Here is an 18,343-nt window from a genome sequence, read left to right on the forward strand (position 1 = left end):
TCTGCGCACCGACATCGGCGACCTGCGCGCCGACCGGCAGGGGCTCCGCGCCGGCACGGGCGACGTCCAGGCCGGGCGGCGCGACGTCAGGGCCGATATCGCCGACATCCAGACCGACCGCCGCGACGTTCGCACCGACATTGCCGACCTGCGCGCCGACCGGCACGACATCCGCGGCGGCATGGGCGACCTGCGTGCCGACGTGCAGGCCGACCGCCGCGATGTTCGCGCCGACAGCGCCGACCTGCGCGCCGACCGGCACGACATCCGCGGCGGCATGGGCGACCTGCGTGCCGATGTCCCGGCGGACGGGCGCAGCGCCCAGACCATCGTCGCCGACCTGCGCACCGATCCGCGCGCAACCGAGCCGGGCGTCGCCGGCCCGCGCTCCGCCCCCCGCGCCGCCCGGATCGAAGTCAGCGACCTGCCGCCCCCGCGCGACGCCATCCAGGCGGAAGCGGCGGGCCTGCGCGACGACCTTGCCGCCCTTCAGGCCGCGCGGGCGGATCTGCATGCGGAGATCGCCGCCTTGCGGACGGCCCGCGACGGCTTGCGGGCCGATCTGGCCGCGGTTCAGGCGGCCCGGGCCGATCTGCGCGCCGAGCCTGTCAGCCTGACCCCGGTGCCGGCAGACCTGCAGCCGACCCCGATCAGCACCACCCCCGCCACCGGCACCAAGGCGGTGAGCCGGGCCGGCCATTCCGGCGCCACCAGCCACCGGCCGCACCCGGGCATGGTCGAGCGGATGCTGAACCGCGTCATCTACGCCGTGCGGGGATAAGCCGTACCCGGCGGCGGCCCATGTTCAGATGAGCCGTACCCGGCGGCGGCCCATGTTCAGCTCCTGCTGGACGATGCCGACCCACCAGGCCACGCCCAGCGGGATGATGGCGTCGTTGAAGTCGTACAGCGGCGTGTGCACGGCGTGATAGCTGCCGTCGGCGTTGACGCCGTTGCCGATGAAGATGAAGGCGCCGGGCTTGGCTTCCAGCATGTAGGCGAAGTCCTCGCCGCCGGTGATCGGGGGCGCGTTCGGCTCCACGTGCTCGGCGCCCACCACGCCGCTGGCGACCGCCACGGCCACGTCCACCTGCTCGTCGTGGTTCACCACCGCGGGCGCGCCCCAGTCGATCGTGAACTCGACAGTCGCGCCGTGCAGCTTCGCCAGCGTGTGCGCCAGCTCCGCCATGCGGGCGTTGATGATGTCGCGCGTGGCATAGGTGAAGCAGCGCGCGGTGCCGGACACCACCAGCTCGGACGGCATCACGTTCACCGACAGGTTGGAGCCGCCGCCGATATAGCCGACGCTGATCACCGCGGTTTCCACCGGCGGCACGTTGCGCCCGACGATGGTCTGCAGCCCCAGCACGAAATGCGCCTGCACGATGGACAGGTCGGCGGCCAGATGCGGGCTGGCGCCGCCATGCCCGCCATTGCCGCGGAAGATCGCCTGCCAGCGCGAGGCCGAGGCCATGTACGGCCCCTTGCGGATGGAGAACTTGCCCACGGGAATGCCGGGCATGTTGTGCATGCCGTAGACGGCGTCGCAGGGGAAGCGCTCGAACAGCCCGTCCTTCAGCATCGCCGCCGCACCGCCGCGGCCTTCCTCGGCGGGCTGGAAGATCAGCTGCACGGTGCCGCTGAAATCCCGGTGCTCGGCCAGGTGCTTTGCCGCGCCCAGCAGCATGGTGGTGTGCCCGTCATGGCCGCAGGCATGCATGACGCCGGCATTGGTGGAGGCGTAGGGCTTGCCGGTCTGCTCGGGGATGCTCAGCGCGTCCATGTCGGCGCGCAGGCCGATGGCGCGCTGGCCGGGCAGCCTTCCCTTCACCGTGCCGACCACGCCGGTGCCGCCCACGCCTTCGGTGACCTCGATGCCCCATTCGCGCAGCTTGCCGGCCACCAGGGCGGCGGTGCGCACTTCCTCCAGCCCCATTTCCGGGTGGGCGTGGATGTCGCGGCGGATCGCCACCAGCTCGGGCTGGTAGCTGTTGATCTTGTCCATGGTCGCGGAGTCGGTCACGGCGTTTCCCCATTCAAGCGAGCGCAACGGGTGCCCCGGTCATGCCCCCTCGGTCATGCCCCGGCGCCCCATCGCGCCATCATGGCATCGTTGATGGCCTTGAGGCTACCGAACGCGGCCAGCGGCTCGATCGGGCGCAGCTGCAGGTGGTCGTTGTCGCCGAAATGCCCGCCCCAGCGCAGGCCGTGCGCCTCGCCCACCTGGCCGAATTTGGCGTAGTCCGGGCTGTCCCAGTCCGGCTGCCCGTCGGGGCCGACGACGTAGCAGTCCACCGCCTCGCCATACTGGTGCCAGGACAGGCCGGGGATGGCCCTGGTCACTTCCTGGCCGCAGGACGGGCCGGCGCGCTCGATGCAGCTCGCCAGGAAGTCGCAGCCCTGGGCGCGCAACTGCTCGATCCGCGCCTCCACCTCGGCGCCGGGCCGGGATTGCCGCCACAGCCGCCCCTGGGTCACGGGGTCGCGCATGACGAAATACGGGCGCAGGACCAGCCCGTTCGCCGCGCATTCGTCCAGCACCGCCTGCACCGTCGTGCGGAACGCCGGAACCAGATCCGTCAGCTTGACCATGATGCCCTCCTTCACGACCGCAACCGCGTTCGTTCTCTTATCAGTCTAACTCGTATCCGGCACGATATCTCCCCGCTACACAAAAGAGTGCATCGGCGCCGCCGCCGCGGCCGGGCCCCGCGCGATGCCGCGGCCTTAACGATTCCGTGGGAAGCGCAGCGGCGCCCGCGGCGCGTGCTAGGTGTGCGGACGGGCGCCGGGGGGAGCCCTTTCAGCCAGGCGATCGCTATCGACATGACCCCTTCGCCGGGGTGCGAAGGCCGCGGGCGGGTGCCCCGTCCCGCGTACGGCCCTGCCCCGCCGGACACGACCGGAGGCGCCTCCGATGACGCGAACCTTCGCGCTGCGCACCACCGACCGGCTGGCCGCCGCCGCGGGCCTGCTGGGCCGCCCGTTCGATGCCGGCAGCCTGATGCGCGCCGCCCGGCGCGCCAGCGGCCTGGATGATTTCGGCGCGGAGGAGTGCACCGAACCGTTGCGCATCCTGCTGCAATCCTATGCCGAGGAGGCCGATCTCAGCCTGATCGGGCGGATGGCGGTGCGCTGGGACATGGTGCGCTTCCTCAGCAACCTGCTGCGGCTGCGCGAGGAGGAACGGCGCGCGCCCGCGATCCTGCGCCAGCCGGTGGACCGGCCCATCTTCATCACCGGCCTGCCCCGCAGCGGCACCACCTTCCTGCACACGCTGCTGGCCGAGGACCCGGCCAACCTGGTGCCGCGCTACTGGCAGACCGTCTATCCCTATCCGCTGGCGGGTGCCGTCCCCGGGCAGGACCGGCGGGTGGAGCTGGTGGCGCGGCAGTTGCGCCTGTTCGCGCGGCTGGCGCCGGAATTTCCCGACGTGCATCCCGTCACCGCCACCTCGCCGCAGGAATGCAGCGAGATCACCGCGCATGTGTTCCGCAGCCTGCGCTTCGACACCACCCACCGCGTCCCGTCCTATCTGGCGTGGCTGGACCGGGCGGGGCATGACGCGGCCTATCGCTTCCACCGCCGCTTCCTGCAGCACCTGCTGCACCAGATCGGCCCGGACGCGGGCGCGAGCATGCGCTGCGTGCTGAAATGCCCGGACCACATCTTCGCCCTGGACGCGATCCGCACCGTGTATCCGGACGCGCGCTACGTGTTCGTGCACCGCGATCCGCTGAAGGTGCTGGCCTCGGTCGCGCGGCTGACCGAGATCCTGCGCGAGCCGTTCACCCGCCACGTGGACCGCGCCGCCATCGGCCGCCAGGAATGCGACCGCTGGGCGGCGGGGGCCGCGCTGATGACCGCGGCGAGCGCCACCGGCGCCATCCCCTCCGAGCGGATCTTCCACATCCACCACACCGAGCTGATCGCAGCCCCGATGCGCGTGATCGCCGAGCTCTACCGCCATTTCGGCCTGCCTCTGCCCGAGCTGGCGGCGCAGCGGATCAACGCCGCGGCGCTGCGGCGCGGCGACGCGGTGACGCGGCGCACCGTCTACCGGCTGGAGGATTTCGCCGTCGCCCCCGAAGCCGAGCGGCGCCGGTTCGCCGGCTATGTCGCGCATTTCCGCATCGATGCGGAAACGCCGTCCCGCAGCCAGGCCCGCCATGCCCCGCATCTGGCCGCGTAGCATCGGCCGCGCCGCCTTCGTCGCCGTCGGCGCCGGCGCCATCGCGTTCTCGGTGCTGGTGGCCCATATCGGCCTCGGCGCCATCGCCCAGGCGATGCGGGCGCTGGGGTGGGGGGGCTTCGGCCTGATCGTCGCCTTGCATCTGGGCGTGATCGGCCTGGCCGGCTGCGCCTGGTGGAATCTCGGCCGGGGCCTGCGGGTCGGCCGCCTCCGCTGCTTCGTGTGGGGCCGGCTGATCCGCGATTCCGCCGGCGAGGCGTTGCCGTTCTCCCAGGTCGGCGGCTTCGTGATGGGCGCGCGGGCGGCGGCGCTGTGCGGCGTGTCCGGCACCTTCGCCGCCGCCTCGACCGTGGTGGACCTGACGGTGGAGCTGGCCGGGCGGGTGCCCTACATGGTGCTGGGCCTGGCCATGCTGGTGTGGCTGGCGCCGGTGCAATGGCTGGTGGTGCCGGCGCTGCTGGGCACGCTGCTGCTGGCCGCCGCCGCGGTGGCGTTCTTCACCGTCACCGCGCACGGTGCCGGCGCGATCGATGCCGCGATCGAGAAGCTGGGGGCGAGGCTGGCGCCGCAATGGGCCGCCGCCCGCGGCGGGACCGCGACCGCGCTGCAGGCGACGATCCGCGCCATCCATGCCGACCGCGGCGCCATGGGCGCCGGCGTGCTGCTGCATTTCGCCGGCTGGCTGCTCAGCGGCATCGAGGTGGCGCTGCCGCTGTGGCTGATGGGCGTGCATCTCAGCTTCCCCATGGGCATCCGCGAAGGCATCGTCATCGACTGCGCCGTCTCCGCCATCCGCAGCGCCACCTTCGTGGCGCCCAACGTGATCGGTTTGCAGGAAGGCGCGTATGTGCTGCTATGCGGGCTGTTCGGCATCGACCCGCAGGTGGCGCTGGCGCTGTCGCTGCTGCGCCGTGGCCGCGACCTCGCGATCGCGATTCCGTCGCTGCTGGCCTGGCAACTGCGCGAAGGCCAGCTGGCCTGGCGCGGCGCCGGCCGCGATCCGCTGGCGCCGGCGATCCCGGCGCCGGTCATCCCGGCACCGGTCATCCCGGCACCGGCCGAGACGTTCCGGCCCGAATAGCCGGTGCGCGTGCGAGAGGAGAAGCGATGACGGCCACCCGCGTCGAACATGACAGCCTCGGCCCGGTCGAGGTTCCGGCCGACCGGCTGTGGGGCGCGCAGACGCAGCGGTCCATCGCCTATTTCAGCATCGGCGACGAGCTGATGCCGCGCGAGCTGATCCCCGCCTACGCCGTGATCAAGAAAGCCGCGGCCCTGGTGAACCACCAGGCGGGTCGCCTCGGCGAGATGCAGAAGACGCTGATCGTGCAGGTCTGCGACGAGATCCTGGCCGGCAAGCACCTCGACCAGTTCCCGCTGCATGTCTGGATGACCGGCAGCGGCACCCAGTTCAACATGAACGCGAACGAGGTGATCGCCAACCGCAGCGCACAGATCGCCGGCGAGGCGCTGGGCAGCAAGACGCCGGTGCATCCCAACGACCACGTGAACATGGCGCAGTCCTCCAACGACACGTTCCCGACGGCGATGCACGTCGCCGCCGCGATCGGCGTGAAGCAGGCCCTGATGCCGGCGGTGCAGGCGCTGCGCGAGGCGCTCGACGCCAAGGCGCGCGCGTGGGACGACATCGTGAAGATCGGGCGGACGCATCTGCAGGACGCGACGCCGCTGACGCTGGGCCAGGAATTCTCCGGCTATGCCGCCATGCTCGGCGACAACCTGGACCGGCTGGAGGACGCATTGCGCGGCGTGTACCGGCTGGCGCTGGGCGGCACCGCCGTGGGCACCGGCATCAACGCGCAGCCGGGCTTCGACCGCGCGGCGGCGGCGGAGATCGCGCGGCTGACCGGGCTGGCTTTCGTGACCGCGCCGAACAAGTTCGCGGCCCAGGGCGCGCATGACGACCTGGTGCAGCTGAGCGCCACGCTGAAGACGCTGGCCGTGTCGCTCTACAAGATCGCGAACGACATCCGCCTGCTGTCCTGCGGTCCGCGCGCCGGCATCGCCGAGCTGTATCTTCCCGAGAACGAGCCCGGCTCCTCCATCATGCCCGGCAAGGTGAACCCGACGCAGTGCGAGGCGCTGACGATGATCGCCGCCCAGGTGATGGCCAACGACGCCGCGGTGGCGCTCGGCGGCGCCGGCGGGCATCTGGAAATGAACGTCTACAAGCCGTTGATGATCTTCAACGTCATGAAGTCCGTGCGGATTCTGGCAGATGGCTGCACGAATTTCCGCCGGTTCCTGGTGGAGGGCATGGAGCCCGACCGCAAGCGGATCGCGGGCTTCGTCGAACGCTCGCTGATGCTGGTGACCGCACTCGCCCCGGTGATCGGCTACGACAAGGCGTCGCAGACGGCGCATTATGCCATGGCGCACGACCTGAGCCTGCGGGAAGCGGCGCTGAAGCTCGGTGTCGTCAGCGCCGACGAGTTCGACCGGGTGGTCGATCCCCGGAAGATGACCCAACCCTATGTGGCCGAAGGGTGATCAAGGCGGCTTCCGGGCCGTTGGTATGAGTCTTTGTTTTGCGCGCCGCCGCCCACCAACCCGGCGCGCGATACCAACGCCCCTTGACGATGAAAGGGTCATCGTCAAGGGGCGTTGGTATCATACCTTCCTGTTGCGCCGCCGGAGCAGTTCAAGGGACGCGACGGCCGGAAAAAGCAACGCCAGCGACGCCGGCTCCGCAACGGCGGTGGTGCTCGCGTAGGTAAGGCCCATGGGGGCGCTGATGCCCGTGGCGCCGAGGTTGGTCACCGTCCCGTCACTCGTGTTGATCTCGTACAATGGAGAATCAGATACGCAGTAGTCAGTGGCCAGGAACTGGTTGGCTGGCGTAATGGTGAGGCCCATAAGGCAGGAGTTGGCAGCCGAGCTGACGAATGTCCCGGCACCTGTGGTCGGATCGATCTCGTAGAGCGAACTCGAACTTCCCATGCTCGCAAGGCCATAGAGCTGACCAGCGCCATCGAATGCCAGATCCATGATGCCATCAAAGCCGAGACTGCCGACGGCCGTGGCAGCGCCCGTTGCCGGGTCCATCGTATACAGCTGGTTGGTACCCCAATTCGCCGCGTAGAGGGTCCCGGTCGGCGCGAAGACGAGGGCCATCAAGTTCAAGATGTTCGTCCCGGCACCCACCGGCGTCGCCGCTCCGGTCGCCGTGTCTACGGTCGCCAAGGCGCTCGTGCTGTAGGAATTGACAATGGCGTAAAGCGTGTTGTCCGGGCTGAAAGCAAGGCCGAAGGTATCGTTATAGCCGAAGCTGCCGACATTCGTGCCGGCTCCGGTCGTAGGGTCGATCGTGAACAGGGCCTTCCCGTTGTTTCCGGTGGAGTACAGCACCAATGCGCGTGCTGGAGAGGCGAGGGCCAGCGTGGCGATCCCGATCGCCGCCATGGCAACCACGGCACGGTTCGTTTTCACAGTTGTCACGAAAAGGCGTCTCCCACGATTCCACGCCGCCGCGGAAATCGATTAATATTGAAGAATGTTGCCGAGTTCCATTACGGCATCACGGAATCTTGAGTCAAGCCGACCAGGCATCGATCCAGGGCCGCGAACCGGGGAGGAGGCGTGTGCCGTGGCGGTGATCTGGTGACGGGGGCCGATACGGCGTGGCGGCGGCGCAGGCGCATGGGGTGGCGCGCGGCGCTCGGCGCGGCGGCGTTGCTGCTGCTGGCCGGCTGCGCCACCCCGGTGCAGGTCCAGCGCAGGGACCCGCGCGACGTGCAGCGCGAGTTGACCAGCACCGTGATCTCCACGGGCGAACTCAGCGGTCCGACCCAGGTCGTGCTGCATCGCCAGGACCTGTCGGCGCTGTTCGACCGCGACCCGGAGGCGGCGATCGCCATCCTGCACCGCACCGTCACGGCGGGGCAGGCGGACGCGGATGCCCTGTTCGCGCTGGCGGAGATGTCGTTCCAGCACGCCGAGCAGACCGGCAGGCAACCCTATTATCTGGCCGCCTCCGTCTATGCCTTCGTCTATCTGTTCCCCGCCGATCCGGCGCGGCGGCCCGACCCGTTCGATCCGCGCCTGCGCGCGGCGTCCGACATCTACAATCGCGGCCTCACCTCCGGCTTCGCCTCGCCGGACCGTTCGCGGGTGCGACTGCGTTCGGGCCGCTTCGAGCTTCCGTTCGGCAGCATCGACATCACGTTCGACGCCGCGAGCGTCCGTTGGGGCAACCTCGTCCTGTCGGATTTCACGCCAGCCGACGAGCTGCACGTCATCGGGCTGCAGAACCGCTACCGCCGGGCCGGGATCGGGGCCCCGCTCGCGGCGAGCGCCACGGCGCCGGTGCAGGAGACAGGGTTCCGCGTCGCGGCGGTGCTGAAGGTGCCGGTCACGGCGCTGCTTCGCATCGACCTTGCCGCACATGATCTCGCCCAGGGACGGCTCAGCGGCAGCATCGAGGTCTATCCCGCGTTCGAGCCGAGCGTGGTGGAGATCCGTGGCCAGCAGGTGCCGCTGGAGGCCGACACCACCGCGGCACTGGCCTACGGCCTCAGCAACCCGAAGATCTGGCGCAGCGAATTCGCCGGGTTCCTGCAAGGCGACTTCTTCGCGCGGCAACCCTCGCAGCTCGTCGGCGTCGAGCCCTATCGCCGCGGCCAGATCCCGGTGGTGTTCATCCACGGGACGGGCTCCAGCGCCGGCCGCTGGGGCGACATGCTCAACGACCTGCAGGCCGATCCCGTGATCCGCGAGCACTTCCAGTTCTGGGTGTTCTTCTACAGCACGGGCAACCCCGTGCCCTATTCCGCCCTGCAGTTGCGCACCGCGATCGAGGACGCCGTCCGCACGCTCGACCCGCAGGGCACGGACCCGGCGTTGCGGAACATGGTCCTGGTCGGCCACAGCCAGGGCGGCCTGCTGGCCAAGATGCTGGTGATCGACAGCGGATCGCGCGTGTGGGACGCCTTCAGCAGCAAGCCGCTGGACCAGATGCGCGTGTCGCCGGAGACCCGCGCTTTGTTGCAGCGGGCCGTGTTCGTCAAGCCGCTGCCGGAGGTGCGGCGCGTCATCTTCATCGCGACCCCGCACCGCGGCAGCTTCGTCGCCGGCTCCTGGGTCGGCCGGCTCATCGGGCGCCTGGTCACCATGCCGCTCAACGTCGCGAACGCCCTGGCGGAGACCGCAGCCGGCTACCCCGACGAGCTGCGGGTCGACCCTCGCGCAACCCGGTTCGGCAGCGTGTGGTCGATGTCGCCCGGCAACCCGGGATTGCAGGCGCTCGCCGCGATCCCCGTCTCGCCCGAGGTCGCGGCGCATTCGATCATCGCGGTGCAGGGCAATGGCCCGGTGGAGACCGGCGACGACGGCGTGGTGACGTACCGCAGCGCCCATCTCGACGGTGTGGCGTCGGAGCTGGTGGTGCGCTCGGGCCATTCGGTGCAGGCAAACCCGCGCGCCGTGGCGGAGGTGCGCCGCATCCTGCTGCTGCATCTGGCGGAGTCCTGCCCGCAGGGTTGCGCGCTTGCGCTCGGCCGCGCCGCGGCGCCGGCGCAATGAGGCGCGCATGACCCTCGGGCGGCTGGCCCGCGGGGCCGGCTTCGCTCTCCTGGCGGTGGCCATCCTGCTGACCGGCGCCTGGTGTTCGCTCGCGCTCTGGTTCCAGTGCCCCGCCGGCGAAGCCCTGTGCGGCGCGCTGGCCGGGGCGGCCATGGTGCTGGCGCTCGCGACCGTCTTGTGCCTCGCCAGCTCCAGGCGATGGCTTGCCGTGGCGCTCTACGCCGCCGCGTTCGCTGGCGTGCTCGCGTGGTGGACGACGATCCGGCCGACCAACGACCGGGACTGGGCGCCCGATGTGGCCCGCGCCGTGACCGCGACCAGCGACGGCGACCGGCTGGTGGTGGACGGCGTGCGCAATTTCGCCTGGCGCAGCGATGCCGATTTCGATGCGCGCTGGGAGCGGCGGAGCTACAGCCTGTCGCGCCTCTCCGACGTGGATCTGGTGATGTCGTACTGGGCCGGCGAGGCGATCGCCCACACCATCGTCAGCTTCGGCTTCGACGACGCGACCAGGCTTGCGTTCTCGATCGAGATCCGCAAGCGGAAGGGCCAGGCCTTTTCCTCGCTTGCCGGTTTCTTCCGGCAGTACGAGCTGGCCATCGTCGCCGCCGACGAACGCGACGTGGTGCGGGTGCGCAGCAATGTCCGCGGCGAGGACGTGCGCGTCTACCGCCTGCGGATGACGCCGGCGAACGCGCGGGTGCTGCTGGCCGAATACGTGCGCGAGGCCAACGACCTCGCGCGCCGGCCGCGCTTCTACAACACGCTGACCACCAACTGCACCACCCTGGTGTTCGCCATGGTCCGGGCGATCCATCCCGGCCTGCCTCTGGATGCGCGCGTGCTGCTGTCCGGCTATCTGCCCGACTACGCCTATGATCTCGGCGCCACCGACACGAGCATGCCGTTCGCACAGCTTCGCGCCGTCTCCAGGATCCGCGACAAGGCGGCGCGGGCCGATGCCGCCCCCGATTTCTCCGCGCGAATCCGCGAGGGCATCCCGGTGCCCCGCTGACGCCCTTACGGGAACGGAACAGCCTGCGGGCGCTTCACTTCGATCTCGACGAAGGCGATCGGATGGTCGGAGCCGTTCATCACGTCGTGCTGGATGCCCGAGGCGCGGCTATAGGCCTGGCCCGCGGTCAGATGCGTGTCGGTGACGGTGGTGCCGTCATGCAGGCGCAGGATGCCGTCGGTCAGCATGATGACGAAATAGGGCCAACCATGGGTGTGCCAGCCCGTCACCGCGCCGGGCGGGAAATCCCATCGGGTGATCCGGAAATCGTCGTCGTCGCGCTGCGTGGTGGGCACGGCGGGGATGTCGCATTTGAAGGCCATGGGAACTCGCGCTCGGGAAGGGTGGCCCAGGGTATCAGCGCGCGCCCCCGGCGTCACCGGGGGCGCGGGACCCGTTTCGGTCGCCGCAGCCCTGGCTGCAGACAGGCGTCGTCCGGCGCGACGACGCTGATCTACTTCGCCGCCTTCGCCTGCGCGACCACCGCGGCGGCGTCGAAGCGGTTGATGTCGTCGATCAGGTCGTCGGTCACCAGGTCGGTGGCGTTGGCCTTTTCCTTCAGCAGGCCGTTGGCGAGCAGGAAGTCCAGATAGGCCTGGTAGTTCGGCACCGAGTTCTGGCCCCATTTCGACACGCCGCCGGCTTCCAGCCGCCAGTTGCGGGCGCGCGCTTCCAGCGTGTGCACGTCGTCGCGCAGCGCGGTCGCTTCGTCCTTGCCGGTGGCGCGGGTCTGGGGGAACACCTCCCACAGGATGCGGATGGCGCTTTCGGGGTTGGCCAGGGCGTAGACCGTGCCCATGGCGTAGCCGCGGCCCAGCGCCACCGCTTCGGCGCGGTTGTTCTTCAGCCGCTCCTCCAGCGCCACGAACCCGTTGGAGGGGAAGCGGGAGATGGCGCTGCTGTCGAGATAGGTCAGCTTCACCCCGGCGTTCTCCACCAGCGCATACTGGGTGTCGAACTGGCTCAGCGCGTCCACCTGGCCCTGGCGCACCAGGGCCGCGGCCTGCGCGGCCTCGCCGGCGACCAGGATGCGAAGGTCGGTGTCGGGGTTGAGGCCCGCCGAGGTGGCGAGCGCGCGGGCGACGATGTAGCCCGCGGAGGCCATGGCGTTGACGCCGACGCGCTTGCCCTTGAGGTCCTGGAACGTCTTGATCGGGCTGCCCTCGGGCACGGCGATGCCGTAGATGTAGCCCTGATAGGCGGTGTAGAAGTTGCGCGCGGCCACGCCTTGCGGGCGGATGATCGCCAGCGGCTCGATCGAGGGCAGCGCGTAGGGCAGCTCTTTCGTCGCCACCAGCTTCACGCAATCGGTGCTGCCGGGCAGCGGCGCCAGATCGACCTTGATGCCGTCCTTGGCGAACCAGCCGAGCTTGGTGGCAATGGCGAAGGGTGCCGCGGCGGAGCTGACCGTGCGCGCGCACCAGCCCACGCGGATCGGCGTTTGCGCGACGGCCGGCCAAGGCAGCGCCAGGGCGGCCAGGATCAGCAGTTTCTTCACGACGACTTTCTCCCCAGACGATTCGTGGTGGCGCCGGGGTCCCAGAACACCACCCGCCGGCGCACCACGGCGACGATGGTGTTCAGCCCCAGCCCGATCAGCGACAGGATGAACAGCACCGAGAACTGGCCGGCCACGTCCATGGAGAAGTTCATGCTCTGGATCAGCATGCCCAGGCCGGATTGCGCGCCCACGAACTCGGCCACGATGGCGCCGATCAGGGCGAAGATCATGGCGATCTCCAGCCCGGCGAAGATGCTCGGCAGCGCGCCCGGCAGGCGCAGCATCCAGAAGATCTGCGCGGGCGTGGCCGCGAGCGAGCGCATCAGCGCCACCCGGTCCTCGTCGGCCGAGCGCAGGCCGACGATGGTGTTGATCATCAGCGGAAAGAAACAGACGAGACCGGCATTGATGACCTTCGAGGTCAGGTCAAGACCGAACCAGACAATGATCAGCGGCGCCAATGCCACTTTCGGCATGGCCTGGAACATGACGATGACAGGATAGAGGAAGTATTCGAAGCGCGCCGACGACGCCACCGCGGTGCCGAGCAGCAGGCCGGCGGCCGCCCCGAGCAGGAAGCCCAGCAGCGTCTCGACGATGGTGATCCAGACATGCTCGACATAGAGCCCGCTGGCGATGCCGCGATACAGGCCGGTGAACACGGCGGACGGCGGCGGCAGCAGGTAGATGGGCACGTGCAGCAGTCGCACCCCCGCCTCCCACACCGCCAGCAGGGCCGCCATCAGCAGCAGGCGCAGCAGCGCGTTCATTCCAGTCCCCCCACGGCGTTGAGGGATTGGCGGATGCGCTGCACATGCACGCCGAACGCCTCGGTGTTCATCACCGACAACGGGCGCGGGCGCGGGAAATCGACGTTCAGCGTATCGACGATGCGGCCGGGGCGCGGCGACATCACCACCACGCGGTCGGCCAGGAACACCGCCTCGCCCACCGAATGGGTCACGAACACCACGGTCTTGCGGCGGCTGGTGCCGCTGGCCATCCAGATGCGCTGCAACTCCAGGTTCATCGCCTCGCGCGTCATCGCATCGAGCGCGCCGAACGGCTCGTCCATCAGCAGCACGCTGGGGTCGTGGATCAGCGCGCGCACCAGAGCGGCGCGCTGCTGCATGCCGCCGGAGAGCTGGCGCGGCAACTGATGCTCGAAGCCGTCGAGGCCGACCAGCTTCAGCAGTTCCATGGCGGTGGCGCGCATCTTCTCGCGCCCCAGGCCCTGCACGTCCACCGGCAGCAGCGCGTTGTCGAGAATGCTGCGCCAGGGGAACAGAACCGGCGTCTGGAACACCACGCCGATGTCGCGCCGGGGCCCGTCGATGCGCCGGCCGGCCAGCGACGCCTCGCCCTCGCTGGGCGGCAGCAGGCCGGCGAGGATGCGCAGCAGGGTGGATTTTCCGCAGCCGGACGGCCCGACGATCGCGACCAGCTCGCCCTCCGCGATCGACAGGTCGATCGCCTCCAGGGCCGTCACTGCCGTGCCGTAACGCCTGGTGAGCCGTCGCACCGCGATCAGCTCACCCGCCGCCGTCGTCTGATCGTTCACGCCGCCTTCGTCTCCACGATGGCGGTCAAGCTAGTTACGGCTCCGCAATCCCGCAAGGCGAAATTCCGGAGCCGTAACGCCCGCTCAGCGCAAGCCAGGGTTAACCGAAGTGTTGCCCGCCGCCCCAGCCGCCGGGCCCGCCATTGTCGTCGTCGTGGCCAAAGCCGTGGCCGAAGGCGTTGCCATGGCCGAAGCCGTTGCCGTTGTCGTGACCATAGCCGTGGCCGTTGCCGTTCCCGTTCCCGTTCCCGTTGCCGTTCCCGTTGCCATTACCGTTGCCGTTGCCGTTGCCGTTGCCGTTGCCGTTGCCGTTGCCGTTGCCGTTGCCGTTGCCGTTGGAGCTGGACACGTTGATGCCGGCAAGGTCGCTGGCGCTGAGGCCCAGGAAGGTGATGCTGGTGTTGTCGGACAGGGTGATGGTGGTGCCGCCCGGCCCCTGCATGGCGTGCTTGAGGGCGTTCTGGAAGGCGTTGTTGCCGTAGCCGACGAGCTGCAGCGTGTCGGCGTTCTTCTCGAAGTCGGTGATCACGTCCGCACCGCCGGCCTGGCCCTTGGTGAACGAGAAGGTATCGGCCGCCGCGCCGCCGCTCATCGTCTCGTTGCCGGCGCCGGAGATCAGCAGGTTCTTGCCGGCCCCGCCCATCATCAGGTTGTTGCCCGCCCCGCCCTGCAGCGTGTCGGCACCGCCGCCGGCGCTGATCAGCGTCTCGTTGCCCAGGCCCGCCACCAGCAGGTTCTTGCCGGTGCCGAACGAGAACAGCTGGTCGCCGTTGCCGCCGCCGAACAGCGTGCTGGCCTGCAGCCCGCCCAGGATGACGTTGTTGCCGGCGGTGCCGCCATGGAACACGCCGCCGCCCTGGCCGCCGTCGATGGTGGCCGAGCCGGTGCCGCCGATCACGGTGGACGCCTCGCCGCCGTTGATGAACACCAGCGAGCCGGAGCCGCCATGCACGACCGCATGGCCGCTGAGCACGTTGATGGTGGCCGCCCCGCTGCCGGCGGTGACGGTGTCGTGGCCTTCCACCTGCACGAGATTGTTGCCGCTGCCGAGCACGACGCTGTTGTCGCCCAGGCCGGCGCCGATCGTGTTGTTGCCGGACATGGCCAGCACGCGGTCGGCGCCGTTGTCGGTCAGGATCAGGTGGTCACCGCTGCCGGGGCCGACGGTGATGGTGTTGTTGCCGCCGCCGGCGATCACGGTGCCGCTGCCGGTGTTGGCGAAATAGGTGATGCCGCCGGTGCCGGCCACCACCAGCTGCTCCGCCGCAGCGCCGCCGAACAGGACGTCGGGCCGGGTGGAGGTGTCGATCACCGCCCCTGTCGTGCTGGGAATGCCGACCGCACCGGGGCCGGTGAGGAACATGGCGCTGGGGCCGGCCGGCGGATTGATCGGGCCGAGGCCGCCATAGGTGAAGGGAGTGATGGTGCCGTCATCGATCCCCTGCGTGATGCTGCCGAGCAACTGCTGAGCGATCTGGGCGTTCTGCACCGACGTAATCGGCACCGACACCGTCGTCCCGTCGCCGCCGCTCACAGTTACATTCGCCATGATTCCAGATCCCGATCACTAATAGATTTGCAGTGGGCCAACACCTATTCGATGCCCGACATGGACAACAAGAAATATCCGGCTACGTTCCGCGCATTGTGAACAGCATTAAGATTTTTTGTGTCGAGTTATTATCGCATTAAACGATCACAGAAATGTAACGCTGCCAATCATTTGGGCGTAAATGCCGATCAACTTCACGAGAATTGCGTGAAATCGTACAGTTTCGTGCGGCGGCGGGATTGACCTCGATCAATGCGCGCGCCTTGCCCCGGTGGCATCTTCCCGCCACCGGCGGCGCACGGCCGCCCGGTGCTTTCCCGACCCGAACACAGGAGGATCGCATGGATATGAGGGATCTCATCCCCTGGGCTCGTTCACGCGCGATGACGCGCGCCGGCGAGGCGGACCCCTTCAGTGCGTTGCAGCGGGAGATGAGTCGCATGATCGAAGACGTCTGGCGCGGCTTCGGGGCGCCTGCCGCCGGCGCGTGGCCCAGCCTGGCCGCCCTGCCCGGCGCCGCCCTGCTGCAAGGCGCCGCCTGGCCCAGCCTCGACGTCAGCGAGACCGACTCGGCCTATGTCATCAACGCCGAAGTGCCGGGCATGGATGAAAAAGACATCGAGCTGTCGCTCACCGACGACATGCTGACGATCAAGGGCGAGAAGAAAAGCGAGACCAAGGACGAGGCCAAGCGCCTCAGCGAGCGCTTCTACGGCCGCTTCGAGCGCCGCATCCCCTTGGGCAGCGACATCGACCGCGACAAGGTGACGGCGGAGTTCAAGAACGGCGTGCTGAGCATCACGCTGCCGAAGAACCCGACGGCGGCGGCCCAGGCGCGCCGCATCAGCATCAGCAAGTCTGCCTGATAGCGGACCAGCTTTGCCCGGCCCAGCCGGTTTCGCCGGGCCGGGCAGCTTTCGTCAGTCCTCGCGCGCCTGCTTCATTTACCCGGTCATGCCGACTGGGGTATCGAGAGGCACAGCGCGTGGAGGGCTCGGCACTGGCGGCAACGAACGAGAGGATGACAGGCGTGCGCGGCTTCGGGCCGCGCCTGCGGGCGCTGATTGTGCCCGGTTTCGGCCGGCTGTGGGCCGGCTCTGTCGCCGTGCCGCTGGCCTGCCTCGCGGCGGCCGGCTGGTGGTACTGGGTGGATGTCACCCGCTCGCAGGTGGGCGAGGCCCAGCGCACCGTCGACATGGTGCAGGAACAGACCATGCGTGCGCTGGAGACGCAGGAAGCCGCGTTGCAGGCGCTGCAGGCCTATGTGCACGACATGAGCTGGCAGCAGATCCGCGACTCCGCCGCGCGCGATTTCGCCCGCCGCCTGGTGGCGGCCACGCCGTCGGTGGCCAATGCCGGCATCATCGACCCCGAGGGCCATGTCGCGGTCAGCAGCGAGCCCGTGCTGCCGCCGCCGGGCCTGTCGTTTGCCGACCGCGACTATGTGCGCGCCTTCCCCGTCGGCACCGAGCGGCGCGCGACCTTTGTCGGCGAGGTGATCGCCAGCCGCATCGACGGGCGCGTCCAGGTGCACCTCTCGCGGCCGCGGCTGGGGCCGGAGAACAGCCCCGACGGCGGCGTCATCACCTCGGCCTTCACGCCGGAGCAGTTCGAGCGCTTCTTCAGTGCGGTTGCGGAAACCGACAGCACCGGGTTCAAGCTGGTGCGCAGCGACGGCATGGTGCTGGCCTGCTATCCCGACGCCGTCACCACCACCGGCAACCACCTGTCGCCCGACGACCCGGTGCTGGCCGCCGTGCGCGGCCTCGGCCCGGGGGAGACGCGGGTGCTGCGCAGCGGCTCGCTGCTCAGCGGGCTGCAGCTGACGGTGCTGCGCCAGGTCGGCGACTACGGGCTGTTCGTCATCCACAGCACCGACCCGCTGGTGGTGCGCACCAACTGGCTGCACCAGATGACGCCCGCGGCCCTCGGCGCCATGGCCGCCATGCTGCTGCTGCTGACGCTGACCGCGCGGGCGCAGCACCGCACCCGCCAGGAACGCGCCGACCTGCTGTCGCGCACCACCACCGCCGAGGAGGGCCGGGCGCTGGCGCAGGAGCGGGCGGACCTGGAGGCGCAGCTGCGCCAGACCGAGAAGGTCGCCGCCCTCGGCCAGCTCGCCGCCGGCGTGGCGCATGATTTCAACAATCTGCTGCAGACCCTGCTGCTGCATGCCGAGATGCTGCAGCAGCGCCCGGAGAACCCGCCGCATGTGCGCAGCAGCGCCGCGGTGATGGTGAAGGCCTGCCTGCGCGGCACCGACCTCACCCGCCGCATGCTCGACCACGCGCGCCGCGACGAGCCCGCTTCCGGCGAGATCAACATCGAAGCGGCGCTGCACAGCGTGCAGGTGCTGGTGGGCCGTTCGCTGGGCGGCCGCCACCGGCTGGTCGTCTCCGCCGCCGGCGCCTTGCCGCGCGTGCAAGGCAGCCCGGCCGAGCTGGAATCGGTGCTGATCAACCTCGTCGTCAACGCCCGCGACGCCATGGCGGCGGGCGGCGACATCGCGCTGGAGGCCAGCACGGAACAGGTGGACGGGGACCCGCTGTCCGAGATCCAGCCCGGCCGCTATCTGCGCCTGTCCGTGCGCGACACCGGCCACGGCATGGACGAGGCCACGCTGGCGCGCGCCGGCGAGGCATTCTTCACCACCAAGGAACGCGGCAAGGGCACCGGCCTCGGCCTGTCCATGGCCCGCGGCTTCGCCGAGCGCGCCGGCGGCACGCTCACGCTGGTCAGCCAGCCGGGCATCGGCACGACGGTGACGCTGTTGCTGCCAGTGAGCGCGGAGGCGAGATCGGGGGTTTCGTAGGCGGCGCCCTGACCCCAAGCTTGTGTTGACCGCCTGACCCTGCCCTGCTCTGTTTGCATGCGGGCCGTGATCCCGATCCAGAACCGGTCCGGTCCTCAGGCCGCGGGAAGCCGGGCATGGCACTGACGCGATCGACACGGCAGCGAGGCGCTGGACGCTGGCTTGGCAT

Annotated in this window: 16 protein-coding genes; 8 read left to right on the plus strand and 8 right to left on the minus strand. The window is 69.7% G+C overall.

The window, feature by feature from the left end; genetic code table 11:
* A partial coding sequence (locus OL599_RS21585; protein WP_264716090.1) for a hypothetical protein occupies positions 1–781 on the plus strand: 781 nt, incomplete at its 5' end.
* Between the two features lie 24 nt (positions 782–805).
* On the opposite strand, the gene OL599_RS21590 is transcribed toward OL599_RS21585, so the two are convergent.
* Positions 806–2,023 (minus strand): amidohydrolase, encoded by a 1,218-nt coding sequence (locus tag OL599_RS21590; RefSeq protein ID WP_456306711.1) that lies wholly within the window; start codon positions 2,021–2,023, stop codon positions 806–808.
* Positions 2,024–2,076: 53 nt separating this feature from the next.
* Positions 2,077–2,592, minus strand: a complete 516-nt coding sequence (locus OL599_RS21595; RefSeq protein ID WP_264716091.1) for a M15 family metallopeptidase — start codon at positions 2,590–2,592, stop codon at positions 2,077–2,079.
* Between the two features lie 325 nt (positions 2,593–2,917).
* On the opposite strand from OL599_RS21595, the gene OL599_RS21600 reads away from it, so the two are divergent.
* Genes OL599_RS21600 through fumC form a run of 3 tightly spaced genes read left to right on the plus strand, consistent with a single transcriptional unit; the run spans position 2,918 to position 6,703 of the window.
* Positions 2,918–4,192, plus strand: coding sequence for a sulfotransferase family protein (locus OL599_RS21600; RefSeq protein ID WP_264716092.1), 1,275 nt, complete (start codon positions 2,918–2,920; stop codon positions 4,190–4,192).
* The gene (locus OL599_RS21605) at positions 4,170–5,273 is read left to right on the plus strand and encodes a lysylphosphatidylglycerol synthase domain-containing protein (RefSeq protein ID WP_264716093.1); all 1,104 of its coding nucleotides are present in this window, start codon (positions 4,170–4,172) and stop codon (positions 5,271–5,273) included. Before OL599_RS21600 ends, OL599_RS21605 begins: the two co-directional genes overlap by 23 nt.
* 26 nt (positions 5,274–5,299) lie before the next feature.
* The gene (gene fumC / locus OL599_RS21610; RefSeq protein ID WP_264716095.1) at positions 5,300–6,703 is read left to right on the plus strand and encodes a class II fumarate hydratase; all 1,404 of its coding nucleotides are present in this window, start codon (positions 5,300–5,302) and stop codon (positions 6,701–6,703) included.
* Between the two features lie 120 nt (positions 6,704–6,823).
* On the opposite strand, the gene OL599_RS21615 is transcribed toward fumC, so the two are convergent.
* Positions 6,824–7,615 carry a DUF6923 family protein gene (locus OL599_RS21615; RefSeq protein ID WP_264716096.1) on the minus strand — a complete coding sequence of 264 codons (792 nt, stop codon included), beginning with the start codon at positions 7,613–7,615 and terminating at the stop codon, positions 6,824–6,826.
* Positions 7,616–7,813: 198 nt separating this feature from the next.
* Between OL599_RS21615 and OL599_RS21620 the strand changes: the two genes are divergently transcribed.
* Entirely contained in the window at positions 7,814–9,733 is a 1,920-nt protein-coding gene (locus OL599_RS21620; protein WP_264716097.1) for an esterase/lipase family protein, read from the plus strand.
* A gap of 7 nt (positions 9,734–9,740) precedes the next feature.
* Positions 9,741–10,748 (plus strand): Lnb N-terminal periplasmic domain-containing protein, encoded by a 1,008-nt coding sequence (locus OL599_RS21625; protein ID WP_264716098.1) that lies wholly within the window; start codon positions 9,741–9,743, stop codon positions 10,746–10,748.
* A gap of 5 nt (positions 10,749–10,753) precedes the next feature.
* Here the strand turns inward: OL599_RS21625 and OL599_RS21630 are convergent, their stop codons facing one another.
* From OL599_RS21630 to OL599_RS21650, 5 genes are all read right to left on the minus strand, one after another.
* Positions 10,754–11,071, minus strand: a complete 318-nt coding sequence (locus OL599_RS21630) for a cupin domain-containing protein (RefSeq protein ID WP_264716099.1) — start codon at positions 11,069–11,071, stop codon at positions 10,754–10,756.
* A 131-nt stretch (positions 11,072–11,202) separates the two neighbouring features.
* Entirely contained in the window at positions 11,203–12,246 is a 1,044-nt protein-coding gene (locus tag OL599_RS21635; protein WP_264716100.1) for an ABC transporter substrate-binding protein, read from the minus strand.
* Complete coding sequence (locus tag OL599_RS21640) at positions 12,243–13,019, minus strand: ABC transporter permease (protein ID WP_264716101.1); 777 nt, start codon at positions 13,017–13,019, stop codon at positions 12,243–12,245. The genes OL599_RS21635 and OL599_RS21640 overlap by 4 nt, the downstream gene beginning before the upstream one ends.
* On the minus strand, positions 13,016–13,810 hold the full coding sequence (locus OL599_RS21645) for an ABC transporter ATP-binding protein (RefSeq protein WP_264716102.1): 795 nt from the start codon (positions 13,808–13,810) through the stop codon (positions 13,016–13,018). Before OL599_RS21645 ends, OL599_RS21640 begins: the two co-directional genes overlap by 4 nt.
* A 100-nt stretch (positions 13,811–13,910) precedes the next feature.
* Complete coding sequence (locus tag OL599_RS21650; RefSeq protein WP_264716103.1) at positions 13,911–15,359, minus strand: calcium-binding protein; 1,449 nt, start codon at positions 15,357–15,359, stop codon at positions 13,911–13,913.
* Between the two features lie 242 nt (positions 15,360–15,601).
* On the opposite strand from OL599_RS21650, the gene OL599_RS21655 reads away from it, so the two are divergent.
* Together OL599_RS21655 and OL599_RS21660 are read left to right on the plus strand one after the other, a co-directional pair.
* Complete coding sequence (locus tag OL599_RS21655; protein ID WP_264716104.1) at positions 15,602–16,228, plus strand: Hsp20/alpha crystallin family protein; 627 nt, start codon at positions 15,602–15,604, stop codon at positions 16,226–16,228.
* 155 nt (positions 16,229–16,383) lie between these two features.
* On the plus strand, positions 16,384–18,174 hold the full coding sequence (locus OL599_RS21660) for an ATP-binding protein (protein ID WP_264716106.1): 1,791 nt from the start codon (positions 16,384–16,386) through the stop codon (positions 18,172–18,174).
* Positions 18,175–18,343 lie beyond the last annotated feature (169 nt).

It is taken from the genome of Limobrevibacterium gyesilva, from assembly GCF_025989185.1.
Lineage (GTDB): Bacteria > Pseudomonadota > Alphaproteobacteria > Acetobacterales > Acetobacteraceae > Limobrevibacterium > Limobrevibacterium gyesilva.